Source organism: Geodermatophilus maliterrae (assembly GCF_041018925.1).
Taxonomy (GTDB): domain Bacteria; phylum Actinomycetota; class Actinomycetes; order Mycobacteriales; family Geodermatophilaceae; genus Geodermatophilus; species Geodermatophilus maliterrae.
Map to the genome: position 1 here is coordinate 1 of NZ_JBFNXQ010000082.1, position 21,726 is coordinate 21,726.

General features: G+C 74.7%; 17 protein-coding genes, 1 tRNA gene and 1 pseudogene. 7 read left to right on the plus strand and 12 right to left on the minus strand.

Features of this window, described 5'->3' with window-relative positions:
• From ABQ292_RS20105 to ABQ292_RS20125, 5 genes and pseudogenes are all read right to left on the minus strand, one after another.
• A pseudogene (locus ABQ292_RS20105) lies at positions 1–204 on the minus strand (HNH endonuclease); the annotation flags it as partial.
• Positions 171–485 carry a hypothetical protein gene (locus ABQ292_RS20110; protein WP_369209492.1) on the minus strand — a complete coding sequence of 105 codons (315 nt, stop codon included), beginning with the start codon at positions 483–485 and terminating at the stop codon, positions 171–173. The gene ABQ292_RS20110 and the pseudogene ABQ292_RS20105, both read right to left, overlap by 34 nt.
• A 118-nt stretch (positions 486–603) precedes the next feature.
• Positions 604–1,230: a methyltransferase family protein gene (locus tag ABQ292_RS20115; RefSeq protein WP_369209493.1), complete on the minus strand. Its 627-nt coding sequence runs from the start codon at positions 1,228–1,230 to the stop codon at positions 604–606.
• Positions 1,227–1,595 (minus strand): ArsR/SmtB family transcription factor, encoded by a 369-nt coding sequence (locus tag ABQ292_RS20120; RefSeq protein ID WP_369209494.1) that lies wholly within the window; start codon positions 1,593–1,595, stop codon positions 1,227–1,229. Before ABQ292_RS20120 ends, ABQ292_RS20115 begins: the two co-directional genes overlap by 4 nt.
• Positions 1,596–1,924: 329 nt before the next feature.
• Positions 1,925–1,995 (minus strand) — tRNA-Gly (locus ABQ292_RS20125).
• Between the two features lie 175 nt (positions 1,996–2,170).
• Between ABQ292_RS20125 and ABQ292_RS20130 the strand changes: the two genes are divergently transcribed.
• On the plus strand, positions 2,171–2,812 hold the full coding sequence (locus ABQ292_RS20130) for a maleylpyruvate isomerase family mycothiol-dependent enzyme (RefSeq protein ID WP_369209495.1): 642 nt from the start codon (positions 2,171–2,173) through the stop codon (positions 2,810–2,812).
• Between the two features lie 21 nt (positions 2,813–2,833).
• Here the strand turns inward: ABQ292_RS20130 and ABQ292_RS20135 are convergent, their stop codons facing one another.
• From ABQ292_RS20135 to ABQ292_RS20150, 4 genes are all read right to left on the minus strand, one after another.
• On the minus strand, positions 2,834–5,506 hold the full coding sequence (locus ABQ292_RS20135; RefSeq protein ID WP_369209496.1) for an ATP-binding protein: 2,673 nt from the start codon (positions 5,504–5,506) through the stop codon (positions 2,834–2,836).
• 173 nt (positions 5,507–5,679) lie between these two features.
• Entirely contained in the window at positions 5,680–6,630 is a 951-nt protein-coding gene (locus ABQ292_RS20140; protein WP_369209497.1) for a methyl-accepting chemotaxis protein, read from the minus strand.
• Between the two features lies 1 nt (position 6,631).
• Positions 6,632–7,210, minus strand: coding sequence for a PAS domain-containing protein (locus ABQ292_RS20145; RefSeq protein ID WP_369209498.1), 579 nt, complete (start codon positions 7,208–7,210; stop codon positions 6,632–6,634).
• 138 nt (positions 7,211–7,348) lie between these two features.
• Entirely contained in the window at positions 7,349–10,045 is a 2,697-nt protein-coding gene (locus tag ABQ292_RS20150; RefSeq protein ID WP_369209499.1) for a S8 family serine peptidase, read from the minus strand.
• Positions 10,046–10,194: 149 nt separating this feature from the next.
• Here ABQ292_RS20150 and dcd point away from each other — a divergent pair, with 149 nt between their 5' ends.
• Complete coding sequence (gene dcd, locus ABQ292_RS20160; protein ID WP_438940612.1) at positions 10,195–11,835, plus strand: dCTP deaminase; 1,641 nt, start codon at positions 10,195–10,197, stop codon at positions 11,833–11,835.
• Here dcd and ABQ292_RS20165 read toward each other — a convergent pair.
• On the minus strand, positions 11,801–13,078 hold the full coding sequence (locus ABQ292_RS20165; protein ID WP_369209500.1) for an MFS transporter: 1,278 nt from the start codon (positions 13,076–13,078) through the stop codon (positions 11,801–11,803). The genes dcd and ABQ292_RS20165 overlap by 35 nt on opposite strands.
• 72 nt (positions 13,079–13,150) lie before the next feature.
• Positions 13,151–15,442, minus strand: a complete 2,292-nt coding sequence (locus ABQ292_RS20170) for a heterodisulfide reductase-related iron-sulfur binding cluster (RefSeq protein ID WP_369209501.1) — start codon at positions 15,440–15,442, stop codon at positions 13,151–13,153.
• Between the two features lie 503 nt (positions 15,443–15,945).
• Between ABQ292_RS20170 and dnaK the strand changes: the two genes are divergently transcribed.
• The 5 genes from dnaK to ABQ292_RS20195 all read left to right on the plus strand — a co-directional run bounded on the left by dnaK (position 15,946) and on the right by ABQ292_RS20195 (position 20,800).
• Positions 15,946–17,820, plus strand: coding sequence for a molecular chaperone DnaK (dnaK, locus tag ABQ292_RS20175; RefSeq protein ID WP_369209502.1), 1,875 nt, complete (start codon positions 15,946–15,948; stop codon positions 17,818–17,820).
• A gap of 146 nt (positions 17,821–17,966) precedes the next feature.
• On the plus strand, positions 17,967–18,575 hold the full coding sequence (gene grpE / locus ABQ292_RS20180) for a nucleotide exchange factor GrpE (protein ID WP_369209503.1): 609 nt from the start codon (positions 17,967–17,969) through the stop codon (positions 18,573–18,575).
• 43 nt (positions 18,576–18,618) lie between these two features.
• Positions 18,619–19,836, plus strand: a complete 1,218-nt coding sequence (dnaJ, locus tag ABQ292_RS20185; protein ID WP_369209504.1) for a molecular chaperone DnaJ — start codon at positions 18,619–18,621, stop codon at positions 19,834–19,836.
• Positions 19,833–20,306: a heat shock protein transcriptional repressor HspR gene (locus tag ABQ292_RS20190; RefSeq protein WP_369209505.1), complete on the plus strand. Its 474-nt coding sequence runs from the start codon at positions 19,833–19,835 to the stop codon at positions 20,304–20,306. The genes dnaJ and ABQ292_RS20190 overlap by 4 nt, the downstream gene beginning before the upstream one ends.
• Positions 20,303–20,800 carry a MarR family winged helix-turn-helix transcriptional regulator gene (locus ABQ292_RS20195; protein ID WP_369209506.1) on the plus strand — a complete coding sequence of 166 codons (498 nt, stop codon included), beginning with the start codon at positions 20,303–20,305 and terminating at the stop codon, positions 20,798–20,800. Before ABQ292_RS20190 ends, ABQ292_RS20195 begins: the two co-directional genes overlap by 4 nt.
• A gap of 73 nt (positions 20,801–20,873) precedes the next feature.
• On the opposite strand, the gene ABQ292_RS20200 is transcribed toward ABQ292_RS20195, so the two are convergent.
• Positions 20,874–21,726 (minus strand): L-lactate permease (locus ABQ292_RS20200; protein WP_369209507.1); only part of this gene is annotated, 853 nt, incomplete at its 5' end.

Consider the following 21,726-nt stretch of genomic DNA (forward strand, 5'->3'; position numbering starts at 1 on the left):
CGCCCGGGCCACGGCCGGGCCGGTGTGCTCCAGCACCTCGACCAGCGTCCTGGTCCGGTACTCGTCCAGCTCCCCGGCGGCCATCGCCGCCCACGTGGCGGGCAGGTGGGTGCGGTAGGTCCACGCCCGCTGGGCCAGTCGGCTCGAGGCCAGGCGCCCGCAGTTGAGGATCACCGCCAGCTCGGCAGTGAAGAACTCCGACACGCCCGGCAGCTCGGGATCCGGCTTCCACGACCGGGAGCGAGCTCCGGGGTGCCCGGTGCCGGGTCGGCGTCGTCGGGGCTGCCGTCGGCCAGGCCGAGCACCAGCTCCGCCTCGTAGGCGGCGGTCATCGCCTTCAGCGCCTGCACCCGCTGCAACTGCGCGGCCTTCTGCTCCCGCGACAGCACCGACACCGGCAGCCGGCGGAACGGCGCAGGCCGGTCGACCAACCACCCGACGAGCGCATGCTCCACCGGCGACTCGTAGCCGGCGACCTGCTGCACGACCCGAACCTACGACCCGGGTACGACAGTTCCGGCCACCGAACAGGCCCCTGACCACGCCTTTCGCACCGGCGGGCCGGGGATGCCCGCATGTCGGCGGACCCGGATGCCAGGCTGCTCAGTCGGGGCGCCCTCCCGCGCCGGTGGGAGCGGGCAGGCGGCCGACGCCGGGCACGAACCGGCCGGTGCGCGCGGCATAGGCCGTGTACGCCACCCCGTGCACGGCCTCCAGGTGGGGTTCCTCGACGGCGCGGACCTGCAGCTGCACGGCTACCACCAGCACGACCAGGCCGAGCACGCTGACCGGCGTCGGCACCATCAGCACCACGCCTGCCTGGGCGAGGAGCATCGCGGTGAAGACGGGATTGCGCACGTGCGCGAAGACGCCGTCGGTGACCAGCTCGGTGCGTTCCGCCGGGTCCACGCCGATCCGCCACGAGGCGCCCATCCCGGTCTGCGCGGCCAGTGTCGCGGCGAACCCGGAGAGCGCGACCAGCAGGCCGAGCACCTGGACGGCGGCCGGCACCCGCGCCGGGACGGTGCCGGCCACCGCGAGCAGCGGGCCGGCCAGGCCGAGGACGATCGCGACGACGAAGAGCACCCCGCCCCACCAGCCGGCCTGCGCCGGGGTGCCGGAGATGCCGTGGAAACCGGCGGACCCGGTCCGGACCCGGTGCACCCACGAGCGCACGCCGAAGAGCACCACCAGGGCGACGACGTAGAGGACCAGCGCGACGGTGGTCACGACACCTCCCCGGCGGGAACCGGGCACAGCCCGACGGCGCCGCCGGTGGCTGCCAGCAGCCGCTCCGCGGCGGCGAGCACCTCCAGCACCTCTGGTCCGGCCAGCGAGTAGACCGTCGCCCGGCCCTCTGTCCGCGACCGGATCAACCCGCACCCGGCCAGGCAGAGACAGTGCTTCGAGACGGTCGACTGGGCCAGGCCCAGGTGCTCGGTCAGGTCGCGCACCCGGTGATCGCCGAGCGCGAGGTGTCGCAGGATGGCCAGGCGGCTGGCGTCACCGAGACTGTGGAACAGGGCCGCCGCGGCGCCCAGTGCAACGGCCTCGTCCACCGGGACGGAGTTGCCAGTCACCCCCATCATCGACATCCGGCGATGCTATCGCCAGTGAGCGGTGGTCGCGCGTGTTGCCATCCGCTGCACCGGGCTCACCGGGATGCGACCCGGCGGGTGGCTGGGCCGCCACCGGCACACCCAGGCGGAGGTCCGCCAGGCGGTCGAGGGCCGGGGGGTCGTCGTCCTGGACGGCGTCGAGCAACCCGGTGGCCGCGGGCTCGACCGTGTTCGTCCTGAGCGACGCCGAGCACGGCATCCGCAACACCGGGGGAGGAGCCACTGCGCTTCGTGTACGCGTTCATGACCGACGGGATCGACGACGTGGCGTACCGGTTCACCGACGAACGGGTGACCGACGAGGGAGCGGGTGACGAGAATCGAACTCGCACTGTCAGCTTGGGAAGCTGATGTTCTGCCATTGAACTACACCCGCGGGTGGCCCTGGGGCCGGTCGCCAGCGTAGCAAGGTCCGCCGCGGACCGGACGCCGGCCGGCCCCTGCCCGCTGCCCGGAGGGGTGGACCGATGAGTCCGGGTGCCGTCACCCGTCCCTCCTGGTGGCGGCCGGACCCGGCCTGCCGTCCACCCACCGGACAGGAGCACCGGATCGTGCCGAGGACTGCAGCACGCAACGAGGTCTGGCCCGTCGTCCACGCCGAGCGGTGGGCGCTCGCGGACGACCTCGAGGGCCTCGCCCCGGATCGGTGGGCGACGCCGTCCCTGTGCGCCGGCTGGGACGTCCACGACGTGCTCGCGCACCTGGTCGACGACGCCAGGACGACGCCGGTCCGGTTCCTCACCCGGTTCGCGGCCGCCCGCTTCGACTTCGACGCGTACACCGCCCGCGGGGTCCGGGCCGAGCGCGCTGCCGACCCGGCCGTGACGCTGGCGGCGTTCCGCGCCGCGGTGTGCCGCACGACGTCGGCACCGGCACCCCGGGACACCCGCCTGGTCGAGGTCTTCGTCCACGGCGAGGACGTCCGGCGTCCCCTGGGCATCGCCCACGACCCCCCGAGGGCCGCCGTCGCACGGGCGCTGCGCTTCCAGGCCCGCAGCAGTGACGCCGTCGGCGGCGGCAGGGCTCGCGTCGCCGGTGTCACGCTGGCCGCCACCGACACCGACCTCCGCCTCGGCGACGGTCCGGAGGTGCGGGGGCCGGTGGTCTCGCTCCTGCTGCTGGCGGCGGGGCGCACCGGTGCGCTGGCCGACCTCTCCGGGCCGGGCGTCGACGTCGTCGCCGAGCGCGCGTGACCGCAGGCGCCGTCGCCGCCCTCAGGTGCCGTCGTCCCCCGGCCGGGGGCTGCGGATGACCACGGTGGTGCCGATCGGGCTCGGCGTGGCGGTGATGTCGGCGAAGGCGCTCATCAGCATCGAGCCGCGACCGCGGTCCATGCTCGACGTCCGCTCCCGCCACTGCCCGTGGTCGCGGACCTCGATCTCCACGGCGCCGTCCTCGACGGTCACCCGGACGTCGACGACGGGCTCGGTCGGGTCCTGGGCGTGCTCGACGGCGTTGGTGGCCGCCTCGCAGGTGGCCAGCAGGAGGTCGTAGACGCGGTCCTCCGCCAGGCCGGCCTCCGTGAGCAGCGCACGCAGCCGACGGCGCAGCGGCGGGATGGAGGCGGCGCGCGACGGGAACCGCCACGCCGCAGCGGTCGGCGCGGAGGGGGCGGGGACCGGCGGCACCGCGTACACCGGAGCGGCGTCCTCGACGCGCGGGCGCGGCGGCAGCGGCGCCGGGGCGACCACCGGAGCGCTCACCGGCGCCGGCGGGCCGGCCGCGCGCCGGCCACGGGAGCGCTCCAGCACCGAGCGCAGCCGCCCGAGCAGTTCGGCGGACTCGAAGGGCTTGGCCAGGTAGTCGTCCACGCCGGCCGCGAAGCCCTCGACGGCGGCCTCCTGCCCGGCCCGCGCGGTCAGCATGACCACCGGGACGGCGCGGGTCCGGGGCTCGGCGCGCAGCGCCCGCAGCAGCCCGAAGCCGTCGACGCCGGGCATCATCACGTCGGTCAGCACGACGTCGGGCCGCACCCGGACCACGTCGTGCAGCGCCTCCTGGCCGTCGGCCGCCGTCCGCACCGTCCACGACGGGGACAGCAGCCGGGTGAGGTAGGCGCGCATGTCGGCGTTGTCGTCGACGACGAGCACCGTGCCCAGCGGGTCGGCCGCGTCCGCCGGACGGGGCGCCCAGCCCAGGTCGTCGTCCCACGGGGTCAGCGCCGCCCCACGGACGGCGGCCGGGGACGCGGGCGGCGGTGCGGCGGCGTCCGGCGTCCCGAACGGGATCCGGACGGTGAAGGTGCTGCCCACCCCGGGCTCGCTGCCGACCTCGACCGTGCCGCCGTGCAGACCGACCAGCTCGCGGACCAGCGCCAGGCCCAGCCCGGTGCCCTCGCGGCTGCGGGCCGGCGAGTCGGCGACCCGGTGGAAGCGCTCGAACAGCGCCGGGAGCTCGGCGGCGGGGATGCCCACGCCGGTGTCGGAGACCCGCAGCACCACCCGGTCGTCCTCGGCGCCGAGCCGGACGTCGATCCGGCCGACGAAGGTGTACTTGACCGCGTTGGCGACCAGGTTGAGGACGATCTTCTCCCACATCCGCACGTCGACGGCGGCGGGGCGGGGCAGCGGCGGGCAGTCGACGGTGAGCGTCAGCCCGGCCCGCTCGGCCGCGGCGCGCAGCACGCCGGCCAGCTCGGCGGTGTAGACGGGCAGGTCGGTCGCCACCCGCACGGCCGCCGTCCGCCCGGACTCGATGCTGACGAACTCCAGCAGGTCGTTGACCAGGCGCTGCAGCCGCTGGCCGTTGCGCAGGGCGAGGGTGAGCTGGTCGCGGACCGCCGGGGGCAGCTCACCGCCGGACTCGGCCAGCGCGTCGGTGATCGGGCCGAGCAGCAGCGTCAGCGGCGTCCGCAGCTCGTGGCTGACGTTGGCGAAGAACGTGGTCTTGGCCCGGTCCAGCTCGGCCAGCGCCTCCGCGCGGGCGCGCTCGGCGGCGTAGGCCCGCGCGTCGACGACGGCGCCGGCCACCTGCCCGGCCAGCAGCTCGTGGAAGGTCCGGTACTCCTCGTCGAGCGCCCGGTTGGGGCTGACGCCGACCAGCAGCGCCCCCACCGGCTCGCGGCCGGCCCCACCCGACAGCGGCAGCACCACCGCCTCGGTGACCGCGTCGCCGAAGGGCCCGCCGGTGACGCCCAGACCGGCCACGGCGACGCCGCGCAGCTCGTCGGCGGTGCCGGCGGACCCGGGCAGCCGGTCGGCGGGGACACCCACGATCGCCGCCCGCCGCAGCGGGGCGCCGTCGCCCTCGGTGAGGTAGACGGCGGCGAGCGGGACGTCGAGGGGATCGGTGGCCAGCGCCCGGCAGACCTGCCCGGCCAGGTCGTGCTCGTCCTCGCGCCGGCCCGCGGCGGTGGACACCTCGTGCAGCAGCCGCTGCCGCCGCTCGGCGACCACCTGGCGGGTGACCTCGGTGCACACCGCGTGCATGCCGGCGACCTCACCGCCGTCGCCGAACGCAGGAGCGTGGGAGACGGTGAAGTAGGTCTCCTCGCGGTAGCCGGCGCGCTCGAGCAGGAGGAGCAGCTGCGGGATCCACGACGCCTCGCGGACCGCCATGGCCCGCTCCACGGGCTCCTGGAGGGCCGCCCACCCCTCGGCGAGCGTGACGCGCAGGTCGTCGCCGATCGCGCCGGGGTGCTTGGCGCCGATGAGGGTGGCGTAGGCGTCGTTGTAGAACTGCGTGTACTGCGGGCCCCAGGTGAGGATCATGGGGAAGCGCGAGGCCAGGACGGTGCGGACGGCGTAGCGCAGGCTGGCCGGCCAGGTCTCCACCGGCCCGACCGGCGTCGTCGACCAGTCGAAGGCGGCCATCAGCCGGCCGTTCGCACTGCCGCCGGCGAAGACGTCGCCGGAGTCCGGACCCGGGTTGGCTGCGTCCGGAGCCACGTGCACCTCCAGGACGACCCTCCCAGCGAGCACGCCGCAGCGACTCCCGCCCGGCGTGAGGACCCCGGTGACCGGACGGCCACCTCACCGTCGGCCACCGTACATGCGCGCCGTGGCAGCCCGCCCGGCGCGCCCGGACCGCCGCCTCCCCTGCGGGGTCCCGCCGCGGGTCCTCACCGGCGCATCTCCGCGAGGAAGCCGGTCGCCTCCGACCGCAGTTGCTCGGCCATCTGCGACAGGCCGGTGACGTCGGTGGCCGTCGCGCCCAGCGACGCCGAGCCGTCGACGGCTGCCGCGATGCCGTCGACCAGCCCGTTCATGTCGGTGACGGTGGCGCCGACGGAGCCGATGACCGCCGTGACGTCGTCGCAGGCCGCGCGGATCGCCTCGACCTGCGCGGTCACCCGCTCGGTGGCCTGGGCGGTCTGGTCGGCGAGGTCCTTGACCTCGGTGGCGACGACGGCGAAGCCCTTGCCCGCCTCGCCGGCGCGGGCGGCCTCGATGGTCGCGTTGAGCGCCAGCAGCCGGGTCTGCGCGGCCACCGACTCGATGAGCGCGATGACCTGGCGGATCTCGGTCGAGGTGCGGGTGAGCGAGGCCAGGGTGGCCGAGGCGTTGCCGACCTCCGACGTGGCCGCCTCGGCCGCCGTCGTCAGCCCGGCCGCCGAGGCGCTCATCTCGGTCGCCGCCGTCGCCACCTGCTCGCTCATGGCGAGGACGACGGACTCGAAGTCGTCGGCCAGCCGCAGCCGGGAGGTCTGCGCCTGGGTCACCCGGCCGGCGGTGTCGCGCATGGCGTCGCGGGCGGCGTTGATGTCCGTGGCCGCGTGCCGGTGGGCGCCGTGCAGGCCGGTGAGCAGGACCCTGCGGTGGTAGCGGCCCTCGGCGGCCGAGGCCAGCGCGGCCCGCGACTCGCGCACGAAGGCGTCGCTGACGTCGAGGGCGCGGTTCACCCCGTGGCGCAGGGCGGTCAGCTCCGGGACGGCGTCGGAGCCGGCGACGGGCACGGCGCGGGCCTCGAGGTCGCCGCGGGCGGCCGCCTCGCAGGTCTCGGTGAGGCGGCGGACGAAGGCGCGGTAGACCTCGAGCTCCGCGGCCGCCGAGCGGTTCTGGGTGCGCCCCACGTCAGTTCTCCTCCTCGGTGATGACCGTCCACACGAAGTCCTCGTAGGACGCGGCGTGCGCGGAGACCAGCCGGCCGAGCAGCTCCGAGGAGGCGGCGACGGCGGCGCGCGCGTTCGGGTGGCACCGCTCCTCGGCCAGCAGCTGCTCGTACAGCGGGCGGACGCGGTCCAGGGCCCGCCGCGAGGGTCGGCGCCGGTTGGAGTGGTAGCCCACGACCGATCCGTCGGCGCCGTAGGACGGCGTCACGTGCGCGAGCACCCAGTAGTTCGCGCCGTCGGCGGCGAGGTTGTTGATGTAGGCGAACAGCTCCTGGCGGGCGGCCAGGGTGTCCCACAGCAGCTTGAACACCGCGCGCGGCATGTCGGGGTGACGGATCAGGTTGTGCGGCTGCCCGATGACCTCGTCGAGGCCGTAGGCGCCCACGCGCAGGAAGACGTCGTTGGCGTAGGTGATCACCCCGCGCGGGTCGGTCTTGGAGACGATCAGCTCCTCGGCCGAGAAGCTGCGCTCCTCGCCGGTGGGCCGGACGGGCGTCCGTGGGCCGCGTCGTGCCGCCGTCCGCGGGATGGTCTCCAGCACGTGTCCTCCTGGCTCGGGACCGGGTGTCACCGTGGGTATCGGCAGCCGATCCCCCGGACACGACCCGAGGACCAGGACGTGCGCCGTCCGGTCGCGCCGGGCCGGGGGACCCTCGGCCCGGCGCGTCCCGGCGGCGGCTCAGGCGTCCAGGACGAGGCCCCGGCACGAGACCGAGCAGTCCAGCGCCCACAGCGACGCGGGGACGGCGGCCAGGCGGGCCGAGCGCACCAGGCGCAGGCCGCCGGGGCCGGTGAGCTCGGCCGGCGTCGACGGGGCCGCCCCGCTGTCGTCGGCGTCCTCCGGCCCGGTCCCGCTGCCGCCACCCGGCGGGGTGCCGTCACCGGTGCCCGGGGTGCCGCCGCCGTCGCCGGTGGCGGGGTCGGTCCCCCCGGTGCTGCCGTCGCCGGGGGGAGTGGTGCTCCCCCCGGAGCCCGACCCGACGTACTCCAGGACGGTGCCCAGCACCTGGAGGCGGCCGTCAGGGGCGAAGACGGTCACGTCGTACCGGCCGGCCACCCGGGCCGGGGTGCGGAACACCAGGTCGGTGGCCGTGCTGCTGACCACCTGGGCCGCGCCCGTCGTCCCGACGAGGACCCGCGCGCCGAGCGGCAGGGCCAGGCCGGTGATCCGGACCTCGGTGCCGCCGTCGACGCTCACCCGCACCGGGCTGATCGACGTGATCTGGAACTGCCCGCGGGCGGGGAAGGTCAGCCGGCCACCCTCGTCCGGCACCGGGGTCGTGCCCGGGCCGCTGGGGACCGGCGTGCTGCCCCAGCCGCCGGAGCCACCGGGGGTCCCGGTGCCCGAGCCGTTGTCCGTGTCGGGCGTCCCGGCGCCGCCGTCGCCGGCACCCGAGCCGCCGTCGCCCGAGCCGCCGTCGCCGGCACCCGAGCCGCCGTCGCCAGCACCCGAGCCGCCGTCGCTCGAGCCGCCGTCGCCCGATCCGCCGGCACCGGTGCCGGACTCGCCGGTGCCGGACTCGCCGGTGCCGGAGTCGCCGGTGTCGGGCACGTCCGTACCCGGGCTGCCGGTGTCCCCGGAGCCGCCACCCGTGGAGCCGTCGCCGGTGGAGCCGTCGCCGGTGGAGCCGTCGCCCGTCGGACCCCCGCCGCTGGAGCCGCCGCCGGCGTCGGGAGCCGCGGCGGCGGCGCCGACGAGCAGCGGAGCCGCCCGCGTGGAACCGACCGGTGCGCCGTCGCGCGTGAGCTGGACGGTCAGCACGTAGCGGCCGTCGCCGAGGGCCGTCGTCGGCGCGAGCGACAGCCCGTCCAGCGTGGTGCGCGCGCCCAGGGTGAAGGTGGCCTGGCCCTCGTCGTCGGTGACGACCGTGGCGCCGTCGAGGCCGATCTCGTGGCCGGCGACGGCCCAGACGCTGCCCTCGTACTGCATCCCGAGCCCGAGGGTGACGCCGAAGGTGCCCGGCGCGGCCGTGCCGCTCACCGCGATGCGCGGGGCGATCACGCCGGCCGGCGCGGACGTGCCGCTGAAGGAGTAGTCGACCGCGCCGAGGCCCGCCTCGGTCAGGCCGGCGACCGACAGGCGGCCGCCGGTGACCGACCGGCCGCGGAACGCGGCCACCGGGTCGACGTCCCCGAGCAGCGCCAGGCGCACCTGCTCGACGGTCGCGTGGGGGAGCGCGGCCCGGTAGAGGGCCGCCGCGCCGGCGACCTGCGGTGCCGCGATGGACGTCCCGTCGACCAGCCGGTACCCGCCGTCGTTCCAGGTTGTGAAGACCCGGCTGCCGGGCGCGAAGAGGTCGACCGAGGTGGCGCCGTACGCGGAGAAGGAGCTCACCGTGTCGCCGGCGGTGCTCGCGCCCACGGTGACGACGTTGCCCTCGGTGAGGCTGGCCGGGTAGACCGGGCTCCGGTCGCGGTCGGTGGCGTCGTTGCCCGCCGCGGCGATCACGAGGACGCCCTTGGATCCCGCGTAGGCCACCGCGGAGCGCAGCGTCTCCAGCGCCCAGCCCGACATGGGACCGCCCCAGGAGGCGTTGACGACGTCCGCCCCGTGGTCGGCGGCGTAGCGGATGGCCTCGGCGCCGAGGACGACGTCGACGCCGCTCCCGCTGCCGGCGACCAGCGGCATGATCGTCACGCCCGGCGCGACGCCGGCGGTGCCCCGTCCGTTGTCCGCGCGGGCGCCGACCGCGCCGGCCACGCTCGCGCCGTGCGTGCCGCCGGCACCGTTGTCGACGGCCGGCGAGTCGGTCGTGAAGTTCCAGCCGTGGCAGTCGCCGGCCTTGCCGTTGCCGTCGGTGTCCAGGGTGCCGCAGGGCTCGGCCGGGTTCGTCCACAGGGCCCCGGCGAGGTCCTCGTGGTCGGTGTCGTAGCCGGTGTCGACCACCGCGACCACGACGCCGGAGCCGGTGCCGGCGTCCCAGCCGTCCGGGGCGTCGGTGTCGGCGTCGGCCACCGCCGTCTGCCCGGGAGCGTTGCTGCCGGTGTTGACCAGGTTCCAGCCGTACGCGGGGACCCAGGGGTCGCTCACGGAGCCGAAGACCTCCACGGTGGGGGAGACCTCGACCGACGCGACGCCGTCGAGCGCGGCCAGGTCGCCCCGGTCGAGCCGGTCGGTGGCGACCAGCGCGCGGCCGTCGCTGAGCCGCTGGGCGCTGGCGACGCCATCCAGGGCGCCCAGCGGGTCCAGCAGGCCCGCGGCGTTCCCGGACGTCGCCGTGACGACGTAGCGCGTCAGGCCGTCCCCGGGACCGAAGCCCTCCGCCTCGGCCACCGCCGGGGCGGCCAGTGCGGTGTAGGCCGCGGCGCCGGCGTAACCGGCCACCACGGCCGTCACCAGCACCCCGGCCTGGGTGCGCCTTCTCAGGGTGGACACGTGCCCCTCCTCCCGGCCCGGGATGCCCGGGCACCGCCGGCCTCCGACGGGCCAGCAGGAGGGGAACGGCACGTGGGCGGCCCGGCCGGAGGGGGCCGGCGGCGGGAGTGACCCGGGAGGGGGAGAGCGCGCTCCCTAGACTCCGCGCCATGCTGCTGTCCGACCGCGACATCCGCGCCGCGATCGCCGAGGGGCGTCTCGGCATCGAGCCGCACGACGCGGGGCTGGTGCAGCCCTCGAGCATCGACGTCCGCCTCGACCGCTACTTCCGGGTGTTCAACAACGCCCGGTACACCCACATCGACCCCGCCCAGCAGCAGGACGACCTGACCACCGCGGTCGAGACCGAGGGCGACGAGCCGTTCGTGCTGCACCCCGGCGAGTTCGTGCTGGGCTCGACGCTCGAGGTGGTCCGGATCCCCGACGACCTCGCGGCCCGCCTGGAGGGGAAGGCGCTGGCGCTCGAGACGTCGGTGCCGACGCCCACCGGCTGGACCACGATGGGCGAGCTGGCCGTGGGGGACGAGGTCTTCGACGAGAACGGCCTCCCCTGCCGCGTCGTCGCCGCGACCGAGGTGATGCTGGGGCGCCCGTGCCGTGAGGTCGAGCTCAGCGACGGTTCCGTCTTCACCGCCGACGCCGCGCACCTGTGGGTGACCACGACGAAGGACGAGCGGCGCCCTGGTCGGCCGCGGCGAGCCACGGCACGGACCACCGACGAGGTGGCCCGCACCCTCCTGTGCGGCGACGAGCGCAACCACCACATCGCACTGGCGGGGCCGGCCCAGTACCCGACGGCCGACCTGCCCGTCGACCCCTACGTCCTCGGCTACTGGCTCGGTGACGGCACGAGCTCCAAGGGGGAGATCACCGTCGGCCGTGGTGACGAGGAGGTGCTCGCCCACTTCGAGGCCGCCGGCTACCGGGTGTGGCCGGCGACCGCGCCGTCGGCGTACCGACTCGGCGGCACCGTCCGGGGTGACGGCCACGCGCACCGGCGCGGCGAGGGCGGGCGGTTCGGCAGCAACGGCTCGCTGAGCAGCCATCTCCGCGCCCTCGGCCTGCCGGGTGACAAGCGGGTGCCGGCCGCCTACCTGACCGCGGACGTCCACCAGCGGCTCGCGCTGCTGCAGGGCCTGATGGACTCGGACGGGTACGTCGACGACCAGGGCCGCTGCGAGTTCGTCAACGTGCGCGAGGACGTCTCCTGGGCCGTACACGAGCTCGCGGCCAGCCTCGGTCTGCGGCCGACCCGCCGCAAGAAGCGGGCGATGCTGAACGGCATCGACTGCGGCCCTGCCTTCCAGGTGGAGTTCACGCCGCGGGTCCCGGTGTTCCGGCTCGCCCGCAAGCTGGCCCGGCTGAAGACCGACGGCCGCGGCCACCAGCACCGCAGTGTGCGCGCCGTCCGTCCCGTCCCCACCGTCCCGGTCCGCTGCATCCAGGTCTCGGCGCCGAGTGGCATGTTCCTCGTGGGGGACTCCTACGTCCCCACGCACAACTCCTCGCTGGGGCGGCTCGGACTGCTCACGCACTCGACGGCGGGCTTTGTCGACCCCGGCTTCTCCGGGCACATCACGCTGGAGCTGTCCAACGTGGCCAACCTGCCGATCACGCTGTGGCCGGGGATGAAGATCGGCCAGCTGTGCCTGTTCCGGCTCACCACGGCCGCCGAGCACCCGTACGGCTCGGCGCTGTACGGCTCCCGCTACCAGGACCAGCGCGGCCCGACGCCGTCGCGGTCGTTCCGCAACTTCACCCGCGCGGAGACGCGGCGGCCGCAGGGGTGACCGCTGCGGGCGACCAGCCGGGCAGCTCGTCGTCCACGTAGCGCTCGCGGGTGGCCAGCCAGCCCGTGGCGGTCAGCCCCACGGTGGTCACCGCCACCAGCACGAACATCCCGGTGTAGCCGCCGGTGACGTCGCGGAGCACACCCACCAGCAGCGGGCCGGTGGCGGCCAGCACGTACCCCCAGCCCTGGGTGACCGTCGACAGCGCCGCCGTCGTCTCCGGCGTCCGGGCGCGCAGGCCGATCAGCGCCAGCACCATGCTGAAGGTGCCCATGCCCACGGCGAGCACCGACATCCACAGCCACGGCACCGTCCGCGGGGCCAGCCACAGCCCGCTCCAGCCGACGACGTAGCAGGCCATGAACCCCAGCAGGAGCGGGCGCTGCAGCCGCTGCCGGACGGTGAGCGCCGGGGCGACGGCGTTGACCGGGATGACGACGATCGAGTTGATGCCCAGCAGCAGCCCCGCCGTCGCCGCGCTCAGGCCGGAGTCGCGCAGGTACTGCGCCGACCAGCCCATGACGACGTAGGCCTGGGTCGCCTGCAGGCCGAAGAAGGCCGCCAGGACCAGCGCCGTGGGGCTGCGGCGCAGCGGCGCCATCGGGACCGCGCGGTGCTCGCCGCGGGAGGCGCCGGGCTGCCGCGGCGTCAGGAACCAGGGCAGCGCCGCCGCCAGCGCCAGCGCCGCCCAGATCCCGAGGCCCCAGCGCCAGCCGTCCGGGCCCACGGCCGCCGCGATCGGGGCGGTGGCCGTCGCCGCGACGGCGCCGCCGATGGCCATCGCGGCGCTGTAGGCGCCCACGAGCAGTCCCGTGCGCTCCGGGAACCAGCGCTTGACCAGGCCGGGCAGCAGCACGTTGCCCAGGGCCCCGCCGACCATGGCCAGCGCCGTGCCGGCGAGGAAGACGGCGAAGGAGTCGACGACCGCCCGCAGCACCAGCCCGGCGGCCATGGTGAGCAGCGCGCCGGCCAGCACGTGTGCGTCGCGGAAGCGGGCGGCCAGCGGCGGGCCGGCGAACCCGATGGCGGCGAAGCAGACGACCGGCATCGTCGTCACCACGCCGGCCGCGGCACTGGAGACGCCGAGCCCGGACTCGAGCTCCTCGAGCACCGGGCCCACCGAGCTGACCGCCGTCCGCAGGTTGGTGGCGGTGAGCACGATGGCGACCGCCACGAGCAGCAGGCCGCGCCGCCGGTCGCCGGCGGCCGGTGCGGTGCTGGGGACGTCGGCCGTGCGGGTCACTCCCCGATGGTGCGCCCCGCGTCGCGACGGCCCGCAACCGGGTGCACTCGGCAACCAGTCGGGGGCCTCCGGCTACGCCTGGCCGTGTCCCGTCGCGGCGGATCCGGTGCCCGCGACGTCGTCGTCGGCGGTGCCGACCTCGGCGCCGTGCTCGGTGCCCGGCGTCCCCACCGGGGCCATCGAGCGGAGCAGGATCTGGCTGACGTCGAGGACCTCGACGTGCTCGGCCGCCTCGCCGTTCTGCTTCTTCGACGTCAGGGCGTCCGAGAGCATCGTGATGCAGAACGGGCACGCGGTGGAGATGACGTCGGGGTCGAGGCCGAGGGCCTCCTCCGTGCGCTCCACGTTGATCCGCTTGCCGATCTTCTCCTCCATCCACATGCGCGCGCCGCCGGCGCCGCAGCAGAAGCCGCGGTCCTTGCAGCGGTGCATCTCCTGGGTGGACAGGCCCTTGACGGAGTCGAGGATCTCCCGCGGCGGCGTGTAGACCTTGTTGTGCCGGCCGAGGAAGCACGGGTCGTGGTAGGTGACCTTGCGGTCCACCGGCGTGACCGGCGTGAGCCGGCCCTCCTCGACCAGCTGGCTGAGCAGCTGCGTGTGGTGCACCACCTCGTACTCGCCGCCGACCTGCGGGTACTCCCGGCCCAGCGAGTTGAAGCAGTGCGGGCAGGTGGTGACGATCTTGCGGGTGCCCGGCACGCGCCCCTCGAAGACGCCGTTGAGGGTCTCGACGTTCTCCTGCGCCATCATCTGGAAGACGAACTCGTTGCCCATGCGGCGGGCCGGGTCGCCCGAGCAGGTCTCGCCCGAGCCCAGGACGGCGAACTCGACGCCGGCGGTGTGCAGCAGCTCGGCGACGGCCTTGGTGACCTTCTTGGCGCGGTCGTCGATGGCGCCGGCGCAGCCGACCCAGAACAGGTACTCGACCTCGTAGGGCAGCGGGCCGTCGGCCGTGCGGACCTCGAAGTCGACCTCCTTGATCCAGTCCTCGCGGGTGCTGGGGCTGACCCCCCAGGGGTTGCCGCGGTTCTCGAGGTTGCGCAGCATCACGCCGGCCTCGGACGGGAAGTTGGACTCGATGAGGACCTGGTAGCGGCGCATGTCCTCGATGTGGTCGACGTGCTCGATGTCGACCGGGCACTGCTCGACGCAGGCGCCGCAGTTGGTGCAGCTCCACAGGACGTCGGGGTCGATGACCCCGCCCTCCTCGAGCGTGCCGACCAGCGGGCGGTGGGCCTGGGCGTCGTTGGTGCCCTCGATGCGGGCGTAGCCCGACGCCCAGACCTGCTCGTCGCTGGGCTTGAGGACGTCGTAGTCCGGCGCGGTCTCCGCCGCCGTCTTCTCACCGAGCAGGTACGGGGCCTTGGCGTACAGGTGGTCCCGCAGGTCCATGATCACCATCTTGGGGCTGAGCGGCTTGCCGGTGTTCCACGCCGGGCACTGGCTCTGGCACCGCCCGCACTCGGTGCAGGTGGTGAAGTCGAGCATCCCCTTCCAGGTGAAGTCCTCGATCTTGCCGCGACCGAAGACGTCGTCCTCGCCCGGGTCCTCGAAGTCGATCGGCTTGCCGTTGGAGGTCATGGGCTGCAGCGGGCCGAGCGCGACGCTGCCGTCGTCGTTCCGCTTCCAGTAGATGTTGAAGAAGGCGCTGAACCGGTGCCACGCGACGCCCATGTTGAGGATCCGGCTGACCACGACCAGCCAGGCCAGCGACACGACGATCTTCACGAAGGCGACGACCGAGAGCAGGTCCGGGCTGTCGGGCAGCACGGTGGCCACCAGGCCGGAGACCGGGTGCGACCAGGCCGGGGCCTCGGTGAGGCCGGAGGAGACCTTCAGCGCGCGGATCAGCAGGATGCAGACGCCGACGGTGAGGACGACGGCCTCGACGAAGTAGCCGCGGCCCTCGTTCGAGCCGGCGAAGCGGCTGGCGCGGCCCTGGCGGCGCGGGTGGTCCTTCTGGCGCCGGTAGATCAGGTACAGGATGCCGAGGACCGTGCCGGCGCCGATGACGTCGGCGAAGAGGTTCCACAGGCCCCACTCGCCGATCAGCGGCAGGTGGAAGGCCGGGTCCCAGACCTCGCCGAAGGCCTCGACCAGGGTGAGGAACAACCCGTAGAAGCCGACGAAGACGAACCAGTGGGCGGCGCCGATGGCCGACCACTTGAGCATCCGGGTGTGGCCGAGCGACTCGACGGCCAGCGTCTTCAAGCGCTGGCCGACCGGCCCGTTGCGGGTGCCGTCGGGTTGGCCGGTGCGGATGATCCGCACCATCGCCCGGACGGCGCGGTAGGCGAAGACGACCGCCACGATGAGGAACAGCGCGCTGATCGTGCCCAGCACGATCTGCAGGGGGCCCGTCATGATTCCCTCTCCCCACGCCTCGCGGCGTCGGTTGTCTCCCGTCCGCCCGGACGTCGCGAGAGGGGTCTCGCCGCCGTCCCCACCGGTCCGCGGACCGGCGGCGGATCGCGCGCGGGCGCCTGTGCCCACGCAGCCCGCACGATAGCTGGCCGCGGCACAGGTTACTCGCTGGTAACCCTGGGCGCCGCGCCCCGACCTGGACCTGCCCCGCGGTGCTCGGCGTCCAGCCGCCAGGGACCTGACCGGGACGTCCACGGACCGCGCTGGACCCCACGGCAGGGCCGGTGGGTGGCCGGGTCACCAGGGGGCGGTCGCCGTGTGGGCCCCGTCACGGAGGAGGAGGCCGGCAGGCCGGGGAACACCACCGCCGGGTGTGCCGTTAGGGTGGGCAGGAAAGTTGAGCGGACCCGACGCAAGGCGGCCGACGAGCCCCACGGCAGGGTCCCTCGACGACCTGCGGACCAGCACAGCACACACACGCACACGGAAGAGAGGCCAGCTCCATGGCTCGAGCGGTCGGTATCGACCTCGGCACCACCAACTCCGTCGTCACCGTCCTCGAGGGCGGCGAGCCGACGGTCATCGCCAACTCCGAGGGCTCGCGCACCACACCCTCGGTCGTCGCCTTCGCCAAGAACGGCGAGGTCCTGGTCGGCCAGTCGGCCAAGAACCAGGCCGTCACCAACGTCGACCGCACCATCCGCTCGGTCAAGCGCCACATGGGCACCGACTGGCGGACCGGCGAGATCGACGGCAAGCGCTACACCCCGCAGGAGATCAGCGCCCGCATCCTGCAGAAGCTCAAGCGGGACGCCGAGACCTACCTGGGCGAGCCGGTGACCGACGCCGTCATCACCGTCCCGGCCTACTTCGAGGACGCGCAGCGCCAGGCCACCAAGGAGTCCGGTGAGATCGCGGGCCTCAACGTCCTGCGCATCGTCAACGAGCCCACCGCCGCCGCGCTGGCCTACGGGCTGGACAAGGGCGAGACCGAGCAGACGATCCTCGTCTTCGACCTCGGTGGTGGCACCTTCGACGTCTCCCTGCTGGAGATCGGCGAGGGCGTCATCGAGGTGAAGGCCACCGCCGGTGACAACCACCTCGGTGGCGACGACTGGGACCAGAAGGTCGTCGACCACCTGGTCAGGACGTTCAACGTCTCCCACGGCATCGACCTGTCCAAGGACAAGCTGGCCATGCAGCGGCTCCGCGAGGCCGCCGAGAAGGCCAAGATCGAGCTGTCGGGCGCGCAGTCGACCAACGTCAACCTGCCCTACATCACCGCCGGTGCCGAGGGCCCGCTGCACCTCGACGTCACGATCACCCGCGCCGAGTTCCAGCGGATGACCCAGGACCTGCTCGAGCGCACCCGCGCACCGTTCAACCAGGTCGTCCGGGACGCCGGCATCTCCGTCGGCCAGATCGACCACGTCGTCCTCGTCGGTGGCTCCACCCGCATGCCGGCCGTGTCCGAGCTGGTCCGCGAGCTGACCGGCGGCAAGGAGCCCAACAAGGGCGTCAACCCCGACGAGGTCGTCGCCATCGGTGCCGCCCTGCAGGCCGGCGTGCTGCGCGGTGAGGTCAAGGACGTCCTGCTGCTCGACGTCACCCCGCTGTCCCTGGGCATCGAGACCAAGGGTGGGATCATGACCAGGCTCATCGAGCGCAACACCACGATCCCGACCAAGCGCAGCGAGATCTTCACGACGGCGGACGACAACCAGCCGTCCGTGCAGATCCAGGTCTTCCAGGGCGAGCGCGAGATGGCCGCCTACAACAAGAAGCTCGGCATGTTCGAGCTGACCGGCCTGCCCCCGGCGCCGCGCGGTGTCCCGCAGATCGAGGTCGCCTTCGACATCGACGCCAACGGCATCGTGCACGTCACCGCCAAGGACCTCGGCACGGGCAAGGAGCAGTCGATGACGATCACCGGCGGCTCGGCCCTCCCGAAGGACGACATCGAGCGGATGATGAAGGACGCGGAGGCGCACGCCGAGGAGGACAAGCGCCGCCGCGAGGAGGCCGAGACCCGCAACCTGGCCGAGTCGCTGCAGTACCAGACCGAGAAGTTCCTGGCGGAGAACGGCGACAAGATCCCGGCCGACAAGAAGGAGGAGCTCGGCGAGGCCCTCACCGAGCTGCGCTCGGCCCTGGGCGGCTCCGACATCGCCGCGATCAAGTCGGCGCAGGAGAAGGTCGCCCGCGTCTCGCAGGAGGTCGGCGGGGCGCTCTACGCCCAGCAGGCCGAGGCCGGCGCGCCGAGTGGCGACGGCGCGTCCGGGGCGACCGGCGCGGCCGGCGGGGCCACCTCGGCCCCGTCCGGTGACGAGGACGTCGTCGACGCCGAGATCGTCGACGAGGACAGCGACCGCCGATGAGCCAGGGGGACGAGCAGCCGCGGGTCGTGATCCGTGACAGGCGGCGGATCGACCCCGTCAGCGGCGCGGTGCGGGCGCCGGCCGGCGAGCAGCCGGCCGGCGCCCCGCCGGGCCCGTCCACAGCCGACCCATCGCCAGGGGAGCAGATGAGCGAGAACGAGACCGTCGCCGGCCCGGAGGTCCTCCCGCCGGCCCCGCCGGTCGCAGCGGGCGACGACGACCTGTCGCGCCAGCTGGCCGAGCGCACCGAGGACCTGCAGCGGGTCACCGCCGAGTACGCCAACTACCGGCGGCGGGTCGACCGCGACCGCACCCTCGTCGTCGACCAGGCCGCCGAGCGGTTCGCCGCCCAGCTGTTCCCGATCGTCGACGACATCGAGCGGGCCCGGGACCACGGCGACCTCAACGGCGCCTTCAAGGTGGTGGCCGACCGCGTCCTCGGGCTGCTCGACGGCCTCGGGGTCGAGGCCTTCGGCGTCGCCGGGGACCCGTTCGACCCGTCGCTGCACGAGGCCGTCCTGCACGACACGTCCGACGAGGTGAGCGTGCCGACCGCGACGACGGTCCTGCGGCAGGGTTTCCGCCGCGGCGACCGTGTGCTGCGGACGGCGATGGTCGCGGTCAGCGAGCCCGCTGCCGGCGCGGCTGCCGCCGCGCCCGTGGCCGCCGACGGCAACGCCTCCGCCGAGGCCGCGGCCCCCGTCCAGGACGCGACCGGCAACGGTGCGCCGGGGGAGACCCCGGCCGCCGGCTGACCGGTCGCGCCAGGCACACGGACGCAGAGAGAGGAGGCGCCCGATGAGCACTCGGGACTTCATCGAGAAGGACTACTACGCCGCACTGGGCGTCTCCCAGGACGCCGACGCCGCGGCCATCAAGAAGGCCTACCGGCAGCTGGCCCGCGACCTGCACCCGGACAAGAACCCGGGCAACGCCGACGCCGAGGCCCGCTTCAAGGACGTCTCCGAGGCCTACGACGTGCTCTCCGACCCCAAGCGGCGCGGGGAGTACGACGAGGCCCGGCGGCTGTTCGGCAGCGGCGGCGCCGGCGCGCGGGCCGGCTTCCCCGGTGGCTTCCCGGGCGCCGGTGGCGGGGGCCAGCCCTTCGACCTCGGTGACCTCTTCGGCGCCGCGGGCGGGGCCGGCCGGGCGGGTGCCGGCGGTCTGGGTGACCTGTTCGGCAATCTCTTCGGCGGCGGGGCGGGTGGCGCCGCGCCCGGCTCGGCCCGGGCGCGGCAGCAGGCCGCGTCCGGCCCGGCCCGCGGCCAGGACGTCGAGACCGAGGCGACGCTCTCCTTCGAGGAGGCCGTCCTCGGCGTGACGGTGCCGCTGCGCATGCAGAGCCCCGGCACCTGCCCGACCTGCGCCGGCAGCGGCGCGCGCCCCGGCACCTCGCCGCACACCTGCGAGGTGTGCGGCGGCGCCGGTGTCACCAGCCGCAGCCAGGGTGCGTTCGCCTTCTCCGAGCCGTGCCGCAACTGCCGCGGCAGCGGCCAGGTGGTCGACGACCCGTGCCCCACCTGCGCCGGCAACGGCGTCACCACCCAGATGCGCACGATCACCGTGCGGATCCCGGCCGGCGTCAAGGACGGCCAGCGCATCCGGCTGGCCGGCAAGGGCGCGCCGGGACGGCGGGGCGGCCCGGCCGGTGACCTGTTCGTCGTCGTGCACGTCAGCGACCACGACCTGTTCGGCCGCCGCGGTGACGACCTCACGCTGACCGTGCCGATCACCTTCCCCGAGGCCGTCCTGGGGACGACGCTGACCGTCCCCACGCTCGACACCACCGTCACGCTCAAGGTGCCCGCCGGCACCTCCAGCGGGCGCACGTTCCGGGTCCGCGGCCGGGGGGTCCCGGGCCGCGGCCGCTCCGGCGACCTGCTGGTGACGGTCGAGGTCGCCGTGCCGCAGCGGCTCTCCGCCGAGGCGGAGCGGGCGGTGAAGACACTCGACGCCGAGCTCGGCGACCCGCGGCCGCAGATCACCGCGGCCGTGGAGAAGGGCAGTACGCGGTGAGCGCGCCGGGCACCGACGGCCGGGAGCGCCGGGACGCCACCCGCGCCGTCGCCGACGACGCCCCGGTCTTCGTCATCTCGGTGGCCGCCGAGCTGGCCGGCATGCACGCCCAGACGCTGCGCCAGTACGACCGCCTGGGCCTGGTGACCCCGGGGCGCACCCCCGGCGGCGGGCGGCGCTACAGCCCGCGCGACGTCGCGCTGCTCCGGGAGGTGCAGCGACTCTCCCAGGAGGACGGCGTCAACCTGGCCGGGATCAAGCGGATCATCGACCTGGAGTCGCAGGTGGAGGTGCTGCAGCAGCGCGTGCACGAGCTGCTCGGCGAGCTCGAGGACGCCGAGCACCGCCGGATGGCCGCGGAGTCGACGCTGCGCAGCGGCTTCGGCTCCCCGCTGCGTCGGGCCGACCTGGTGCCGATGCGCCAGGCCAGCTCCGCGCTGGTCGTGTGGCGGCCCCGGGAGGGCCGATGAGCGCCGTGACCGACCCGCAGCCCGCCCCGCCCGCTCCTGACCAGCACGAGTCCTTCGTGCGGCTGGAGCGCGAGATCGGCCTGCTGCTGCGCCGCTCGCGGGCGATCTCGGCGCGGCTGGCCCGCGAGCTGCACCCCGACCTCGACGGCGCAGCCTACGGGCTGCTGGCCCTGCTGCAGGACGCCGGCCCGCTGCGTGCCAGCGACCTGGTCGCCCGCCTCGGGCTGGACAAGAGCACGGTCAGCCGCCAGGTGGCCTCGCTGGTCGACCTCGGCATGGTCACGCGGGCGCCCGACCCCGCCGACGGGCGGGCGCAGGTGCTCACCACGTCGGCGGAGGGTGCCGCGCGGCTGGCCCGCATCCGTGACGCGCGCCGCGCCCGCTGGGAGGCCGACCTCTCGGGCTGGCCCGCCGACGACGTCGCCACGCTGGGGGAGCTGCTGGCCCGGCTCAACCGGCTCGGTGAGGCCCGCGAGGCCGAGACCACCGAGTGAGGACCCCCTTGCGGAGCGGCCCCCTCCTGGGCGTCCCCGAGTGTGCGCGGGAGACCCAGGAGGGCGCCCTCCCTCACGGGCCGGGGACCATCCAGCTCAGCACCGGGGAGGCCTGCAGCACCACGATGAGGCACATCAGCAGCAGGAGCAGCATGCTCCAGCCGAAGACCTTCCGGAACAGCTCACCTTCCCGGCCGGCCATCCCGACCGCCGCGGCGGCGATGGCCAGGTTCTGCGGGCTGACCATCTTGCCCATGACGCCGCCGGAGGAGTTCGCCGCGGCGAGCAGCACCGGGTCGAGGCCGGCGTTGACCGCCGCCTGCACCTGCAGCGCGCCGAAGAGCGCGTTGGCGGAGGTGTCCGAGCCGGTCACCGCGACGCCGATCCAGCCCAGGATGGGGGAGAGGAAGGCGAAGAAGCCGCCGGTCTCGGCCAGCAGCCGGCCGAGGTGGCTGGTCATGCCCGACTGGTTGAGCACGTAAGCCAGCGCGAGCACCGCCATCACGGTGAGGATGGCCCACTTGAGCTCGCGGTAGGTGTCGACGTAGGCCTTCAGCGCCCGCCCGGGGGAGATCCGCAGGACCAGCATGGTGAGCAGGCCCGCGACGATCATCAGGGTGCCCGCGGCGGGCAGCCAGTTGAAGGTGAACGTCGTCGAGGCGAGCTCGGTGTCCGAGCCCGCGGCGAACACGTTCAGCCCCGGCCAGGCGAAGGTCGTCGTCCACGGGGCCTGGCCCAGTGCCGACTTCACCGGGCCGAGGTTGGCCAGGGCGAAGATCACGATGATGATGCCGTACGGGGCGTAGGCCTTGACGACCTCCGCCGTGGTGTCGGGGACCATCGGAGCGCCCCCGGCACCGGTGGCGGGGGCGTGCGGGTCCCGCGCCGCCTGGCGCCCCGGGGCGTCGCCGAGCTCCTCGCCCGCG

Bases quoted from the DNA above. Each gene is read 5' to 3' on its own strand.
- ABQ292_RS20120 (WP_369209494.1), bottom strand. From the start codon at position 1,595: ATGTCGATGATGGGGGTGACTGGCAACTCCGTCCCGGTGGACGAGGCC.
- dcd (WP_438940612.1), top strand. From the start codon at position 10,195: ATGCTGCTGTCCGACCGCGACATCCGCGCCGCGATCGCCGAGGGGCGT.
- ABQ292_RS20170 (WP_369209501.1), bottom strand. From the start codon at position 15,442: ATGACGGGCCCCCTGCAGATCGTGCTGGGCACGATCAGCGCGCTGTTC.
- dnaK (WP_369209502.1), top strand. From the start codon at position 15,946: ATGGCTCGAGCGGTCGGTATCGACCTCGGCACCACCAACTCCGTCGTC.
- grpE (WP_369209503.1), top strand. From the start codon at position 17,967: ATGAGCGAGAACGAGACCGTCGCCGGCCCGGAGGTCCTCCCGCCGGCC.
- dnaJ (WP_369209504.1), top strand. From the start codon at position 18,619: ATGAGCACTCGGGACTTCATCGAGAAGGACTACTACGCCGCACTGGGC.
- ABQ292_RS20195 (WP_369209506.1), top strand. From the start codon at position 20,303: ATGAGCGCCGTGACCGACCCGCAGCCCGCCCCGCCCGCTCCTGACCAG.